Raw genomic sequence first — 6,811 nt, 5'->3', positions numbered from 1 at the left:
CACCGGCCACTCGCCTTGGCCTCACTTTCGAACAGGAAACCGTCTGCACTGTAATCGTCTCGTCACCTTATCTTCACATTTTCGCAACGAACCCTTGTTACGGTCTCGCCTCCACAGCAATAAAACGATGTTTTTCCGGGTTATCCGTAATAAGGGGGCTTATATGTCGAGACCGTTGCGGCGACTCCTTCGCCCGATAGCGCTGAGCCTGGGAGCCGCGCTTATTTTCACGTTCGATCACGCTAAAGCGGCAGACGGACCGGTCAAGGTGAAGTACGATCGCCCGGGCCTTGTCTTCTCCAGTCCCGATGGCAATTGGGAGACAAAGCTCAGATTCCGCCTTCAGTTTCGCGGCTCTCATCCCACAGATCGAGATCCCCAATTACCAAGTGATTTCGAAAGTGTAGAGGAAAGTACGTTCAATATTCGACGTGCCCGGATAAAAGTCGGCGGCCATGGCTATAGACCCTGGCTTAAATACTATTTTGAATACGATTGGCCCACCAGCCGGCTGCTCGACTGGCGTGCCATGATCGAGCCCTTCGAGTGGCTGCAGCTTAAGGTAGGCCAGTGGAAAATCGACTTTAACCGGGAGCGGGTCGATTCCTCGGGCAAGCAGCAGTTTGTGGAGCGATCCATTGTTAATAGAGCGTTCACGGTTGACCGACAACAGGGAGCTATGCTGTATGGACACCTATTTCCGGGTACCCTCGCCGACAGCCGATACTACGCGGGCGTTTTCAACGGCACGGGCCGGGGGGAGACGAACGATGACGATTACCTGATGTATATGGCCCGGCTGCAATGGAACTTCCTGGGCCGCGACCTGAAGTGGCAGCAAAGCGATGTGGAATACCATGGAAAGCCCGCGGGCAGCCTCGCCGTGGCCGCCGTCACGAATAGGAGCCGATGCACACGCTGGTCTTCTAGTGGCTGCGGAAACGTGAATGGGTTCACGGATCCCGATCTCGCCGAGCCCGGACAATTCCGCGTCAAACAGGCGGTAGCGGAGTTCGCCTTCAAGTACCGTGGACTTTCCCTACAGGACGAGTTTCACTGGAAAAAAATCAATGACAGGGTCAACGAGACAGAAACCAATATGCGGGGCGGCTACGCCCAGGCGGGCTATTTCCCCCATTACTTGATTCCGATCATTCCCTCGCCCTTGGAGATAGCCTTCCGCTATGCGTTCGTGGACCCGAATACATCCGAGCCCAATGACTTGCTCCGGGAGTTCACCGTCGCTTTCAACTGGTTTTTCTCCGGACATAACAACAAGCTCACCCTCGATTTGTCTCATGAGACCCTGGAGCAGCCCGGAAGGGATTTCAGCGACGAGCGTGCCCGCCTGCAATGGGATGTCACGTTCTGACGTACGCTCTGCCTAGGCTCATGCCCTTCGTGTTGTCGTTCAGGCCAGCGCCAAGCCAAAGCGGCCGAATGGATTGGGTAGCCAAGCACTGCGGGGGAATTCGGTCAAGGACCGACCGTCCCGCACCAACTCAGCCGCCGGTCTCGACCTCATTTGCTCAGAACGCGTGCCCGCCGGGGCTGCAAGCCCCTGCTCAACAGGGATTATCTCAGGGGCTCGCCGTCGATCTCGATCGTAAGGCCTTCAGCGAGATCGAAGCATAGGTGATCACGCACCTTCAAGGCGTCCTCCAGCGGCTCGGGATAGAACCACGCCGCATCCTCGATGCGTCGATCCCCCACCCGAAGCGCGCGATAGGACGCCGTGCCCTTATACGGGCAAACCGTCTGCTTGCTGCTCGCCTCGAGCAGGTCATGGTGCACGTCAGGCGGCGGTACGTAATAGCGGTTCGGAAGGCCCGTCTCGGAGAGCACCTTGGGTTGCCCGGACTCCGCCACCACGACGCCCTGCGCGAGGATTCGGAGGTGATGCCGGGTCTGGCGCACATCGACTCGATGGTACGGGTCGCGCAGATGGCCTTTGACCTCCTCGTCCTCATCGAACCAAGCGTCCACCGCGTCCCAATAGACAGCGACATAGTCACGCAGCCAGGAAACCGTTTCCTGCGGCTGCGGATAGGCCCAGACCGCGTTCCGCGCCGTACGCCCGTCGGCGCGAAGCGACCAATAGCAAGCATCGCCCTTGAAGGGGCAGTGTGTCGTGTGGTCGCTCGCCTCCAGCATATCGAAGGATACGTCCTCGCGCGGAACGTAGAGCTGCGGCAGCAGGCCGGTCTCATGCAAAAGCTTGCCGCGGCGGGTATCGAGCAGCGTTCGCTCGGCGAAGCGCGCGTGTACGGCGCGCGGAAAATCATCGAACAACAAACGATGTGCCGGCCCGTCGATGCGATAGTTGGCTGGAGCGGGCCGTCCTGACAGTGGTCCATGAGAGAGCGTCAGAGACACGATCACCTCCCCTGCTGCGTGGCGGCGGGCGTGCGATTCGAACCGTCGTCGATGCGGCGCCCGGGCACCGCGATTTATTTCCCGTATCTATATATAGACAATTGCCTGTGCCATTGTGTTTCGCGGCCTCCCCGCTCGCCGGAACCGAAAGGCTCGGGCACGCCCTTCGGTATTTTAGCCTGGCGAATGGGCTCGAAGCACCGGCAGAGATTGTCCCTCGTCGGCGCAAACGCTTGACACCCACGATATAATGCATTTTATATAATCCTATGAGCGATGCGCGCGGCACTACTGACGCCGCACCCCGCGTCAAGCGGGCCGCGTAGATTATCAAGATGGGGTAACCCACGGGGGAATAGCGTATCGCGAGCAACTGCTCTCCTCTGGCGTCTCGCCAGTCGAGCCCATTACGCGAAGGCCGGGTCCGGTCGTCATGAAACACGCGCGCGCGATGCTCCTCGCCTCTCCGTTTCGCTTGTTTTTCGTGCTCACCGGGCTTTTCGGGTCGTTGGTGATGGCGGTTTGGCTGGCCATGTTGCTCGGCTGGCTGCGATTACCGGTTGGCATTTCGCCACCCGTGTGGCATGCCCACGAGATGCTCTACGGGCTCGCCCCGGCCGCGATCGCCGGTTTTTTGCTCACTGCCATGGCCAATTGGACCGGCACCCCGGCGCTGAACGGCCGGCCTCTGCTTGCCTTCGGCGCGCTTTGGCTCGCCGGTCGCCTGGCCATGGCGCTAACGGGCTGGTTGCCGGGCACCCTGGTAGCGGCCGTGGACATCGTGTTTTTGCCGACGCTGACGCTTTATGCGCTCGTGGTGCTTCGCCGGGCAGGCAATTCGCGCAACTTGCCCCTGGTGGCCGTGCTCGCTGTCCTTTCGGCCGGCAACGTGATGATGCATCTCACTACGCTCGATCTTGTTCCCGGCCTCGAACACCTGAGCGAACTCGTGGCACTGGATACCCTCACCGTGCTGATGGCGGTAATCGGCGGGCGGCTCATCCCGGCATTCACCAGCAACTGGTTCATCCGCCGGGATGAACCGTGGCGTGTACGGCAAGATCCGCGCGTTCATCGGGCAGCGCTTCTCGCCACGGCCTTGATGCTGCCGGCGGATTTGCTCGCCCCGGACGGCGTCGGCGCCGGCGCAATCGCGCTTGCCGCCGGGGTGCTGCACGGGTTGAGGCTATGCGCGTGGAAGGGCTGGCGCACTGCGCGCGAGCCCTTGTTGTGGGTTCTGCACGTGGGCTATGCGTGGCTGGCTCTGGCGTTGATACTCAAAGGGCTGCAGCCGCTTGCAACGGCGCTCGGCACGAGTGTCTGGTACCATGCGCTCGGCGTGGGTGCCATGGGCACCTTGATTGTTGGTGTAATGACACGTGTCGCCGCGGGGCACACCGGCCGGCCCCTCGGGCTACTGCGCGGGGCACAGCCAATCTACTGGCTGGTCAGCGCAGCGGCCGTTCTGCGCTTGAGTGCCGCGATCGGTGGGAACCCAATGACGCTGCATGGCGCCGCCTTGGCCTGGATCGCTGCATTTGCCTGGTTTGCCGTGCGCTATGCGCCGATCCTGAGTCGGCCGCGAGTCGATGGGCAGCTCGGGTGAGTGGTTACACAGCTATGCGTTACCAACGGAGTCAACGATGCGATTAACCTCCTTCACCGATTATTCCCTGCGCGTGCTCATGTACCTCAGCGTTAAGGAAGGTGAGCTCAGTACCATATCGGAAATTGCCGAACGCTACGCCATCTCCCGCAACCACCTCATGAAGGTCGTCTACGAGCTCGGCCGGCTCGGCTATGTGGAGACGGTGCGTGGCAAACACGGAGGTATGCGGCTGCGTGATAACCCAGCGCATATCAATCTCGGTCAAGTGGTACGCCGCACAGAAAACGACATGTCGCTGGTGGAATGCTTCAGTACGCAGAACGACTGCCGCTTGACCCCCTCCTGCGCCTTGCGCGGCGTGCTCCGCGAGGCCCTGCAAGCCTTTTTCGCCGTGCTCGATCGCTACAGCCTTGCCGACCTGCTCGTACCGAAACAGGAATTGGCGACCCTGCTCGGAATCGACATCCCCGTGCGGCAGTCCCGGGATACCACGCCGTCGCCCAAGCGGCTTTGACTGTACTTTCACTTTCGCAAGGCATTTGCTAAACCAACCGGCTTCGGCGACACTAGGCCGCAATGGAGGGGAGTATTCCCTAGCGGTGGCGTCGTCATCACGGTTGGACCGGGCCTTTTGCGCCGAGCCCAATCCGGTGCCACCGGCTCCGGAGCCGTAACGAACCTGAAGGCGGCTGGAGCGGAAGAGACCTCTGGTCACTCGTACCGGAGGTTTGTCTTGTGCATGTACCCCTCTGGATATGGGCTGCGACGGTTCTCGGCGTTGTTGCGTTGCTCGCCGTCGACTTCTACGCCCATGTTCGCACGCCCCACGCGCCTTCCCTGAAGGAATCGGCATCCTGGTCCGCCTTTTATGTCCTCCTCGCGCTTGCATTCGGTGGCGTGCTGGCATTTGTCGCCGGTGGTAAATCCGGCGCGGAATATTTCGCGGGCTACATCACCGAAAAGAGCCTATCAGTCGACAACCTCTTCATTTTTCTCATCATCATGCGGACGTTCGCGGTCCCCCGCGTGTACCAGCAGCGGGTACTCCTCATCGGGGTGGCAATCGCACTGGTAATGCGCGGTGCGTTCATCGCCGCCGGTGCGGCCGCGATCGCTTACTTCAATTGGGTCTTCTACCTCTTCGGCTTGTTCCTCATCTATACCGCCTGGAAGATCGGAAATGAGCACCACGACGAGGAGGAGAGATACGAACCCAATGCACTGATACGCTGGGTGCAGCGGGTTTTTCCCACGACGCACGAATACGACGGCACTCGGCTGACCACGCGGGTCAACGGTCAACGGCTCGCCACCCCCATGCTCATCGTCATGCTCGCCATCGGCATGACGGATTTGCTGTTCGCGCTTGATTCCATTCCGGCCATCTACGGCCTGACGAGCCAGCCGTATATCGTCTTCACTACCAATGTATTCGCACTGCTCGGCCTCATGCAGCTCTATTTCCTCCTCGGGAAAATGCTGATGCGGCTGGTCTATCTCAATATCGGGCTGGCGATCGTGCTGGCGTTCATCGGAGTGAAGCTCATCGTCGAAGCCATGCACGAAAACTCCTTGGCGTTCATCAACGAGGGACAGCCCATCGCGTGGGCGCCGGAAGTGCCGATCTGGCTGTCGCTGACGATCATCATCGGCGTGCTTACCGTGACAACCGTGGCAAGCCTGGTGAAAAGCCGGAACGCCCGGCGCACCGAGACTAAGAGCTCGGTGGGCTCACCCGAGCGCTCGAGGTAAATCGCCGTACGAGTGGAACACAAACGAGCGGACTTCAGTGGGGCCATTTCCACTCGGGCAAATCCGGCACTTTCACGCTATGATAATGCAGTGACTCGGGGTTCCACTCGCAACCAGAACAGTTCATCACCCGTTGTTGATCTTGCCTCGCCGGCGCAGCCGAAGGCTCGAGGAAAAGCTTGCGACGAAGTCGACCTCGGCGCCGCGTGCTTGTGTCCAGGTCATCCTGCTGGATCATTGGGGAAAACCGACTGAGTCCTGGGTAAAGGAATAATCGATTCGGAGGATCGCACCATGGCCGCTGCTGGCTACCCCCTTTCGGCCGCGCACCATAATATGCACCGCTTACTGGATGTTTTTTCCAGTCAGCTGCACGCCTTCGAGCATGCGCACACGCCGGATTTGCTGTTGATGCACGATATCGTCGACTGTCTCAACCGTTACCTGGCGATCAGCGACGGCGCCCCCGCTCGGCTCGTCCCCGGGGCCGGGCAGGCGACGATTGGTGAGCTTGGCGAACGCTGCCTGGCGCAGATCGAAGACATGATCGGCGGGGCCGTCGTGTCGCGTTCGCAGCTGCTCGCGCCGGGACGGCGTTACCTGCAGCTGTTCGAAGACAAGCTACGACGGGAGCGGTCCAGTCTCCTGCGCCCTCGTGATGAAACCGACAACGACCTCCGAATCGATGCTTTTTGCCAAACGGGGCGGGAGGATCCGGTGGGCGAGTTCACGAACTCGTGTAAGCGCATCCTGGAGGTGACCGCGCAGTTGGAGACCGACGAGTTTGGATTCGCCGTCTGCGTGGCCTGCGGCACCACGGCGAATTCGGGCACAGCCACCCAATCGATCGCCTGACCAAGCAAGGAACCTGACCAAGCAAGGGAGCGCGGCGGGAGCCGGGGCGCTCCCGCCGCGTGGGCTTGCGAATCGGGTCGGATCAGGCACTTTGGCTCTGGACGATCGCCCCGTTGAGATTGAAGGTGTTCGCCCCGCCGATGCCCACTGCCGTGTTGTTGATCTGAGCGGCCTGGAACTGGTTGGTGAACTTCTTGCTCACGTGGCTCGGGTACAAGG

At 60.6% G+C, this 6,811-nt stretch carries 6 protein-coding genes; 5 read left to right on the top strand and 1 reads right to left on the bottom strand.

What is annotated here, in order from left to right; all coding sequences use genetic code 11:
* Positions 1 to 163: 163 nt before the first annotated feature.
* Positions 164 to 1,372: an OprO/OprP family phosphate-selective porin gene (locus AC52Q4_RS00780; RefSeq protein ID WP_495534890.1), complete on the top strand. Its 1,209-nt coding sequence runs from the start codon at positions 164 to 166 to the stop codon at positions 1,370 to 1,372.
* Between the two features lie 203 nt (positions 1,373 to 1,575).
* Here the strand turns inward: AC52Q4_RS00780 and AC52Q4_RS00775 are convergent, their stop codons facing one another.
* On the bottom strand, positions 1,576 to 2,376 hold the full coding sequence (locus AC52Q4_RS00775) for a DUF427 domain-containing protein (protein ID WP_495534889.1): 801 nt from the start codon (positions 2,374 to 2,376) through the stop codon (positions 1,576 to 1,578).
* Between the two features lie 433 nt (positions 2,377 to 2,809).
* Between AC52Q4_RS00775 and AC52Q4_RS00770 the strand changes: the two genes are divergently transcribed.
* The 4 genes from AC52Q4_RS00770 (at position 2,810) to AC52Q4_RS00755 (ending at position 6,592) form a co-directional block, all read left to right on the top strand.
* On the top strand, positions 2,810 to 3,982 hold the full coding sequence (locus AC52Q4_RS00770) for an NnrS family protein (protein WP_495534888.1): 1,173 nt from the start codon (positions 2,810 to 2,812) through the stop codon (positions 3,980 to 3,982).
* 37 nt (positions 3,983 to 4,019) lie between these two features.
* A complete protein-coding gene (locus tag AC52Q4_RS00765) occupies positions 4,020 to 4,499 on the top strand; it encodes an Rrf2 family transcriptional regulator (protein ID WP_495534887.1) in 480 nt (159 codons plus the stop codon).
* A 221-nt stretch (positions 4,500 to 4,720) separates the two neighbouring features.
* Positions 4,721 to 5,737, top strand: a complete 1,017-nt coding sequence (locus AC52Q4_RS00760; protein WP_495534886.1) for a TerC family protein — start codon at positions 4,721 to 4,723, stop codon at positions 5,735 to 5,737.
* Positions 5,738 to 6,073: 336 nt separating this feature from the next.
* On the top strand, positions 6,074 to 6,592 hold the full coding sequence (locus AC52Q4_RS00755; RefSeq protein WP_495534885.1) for a hypothetical protein: 519 nt from the start codon (positions 6,074 to 6,076) through the stop codon (positions 6,590 to 6,592).
* The last annotated feature ends 219 nt before the right edge of the window (positions 6,593 to 6,811 follow it).

Source organism: Nitrococcus sp. (assembly GCF_059432795.1).
Note: the sequence above shows the minus strand (reverse complement) of the source record. Positions and strands in the feature narration are given on the sequence as shown.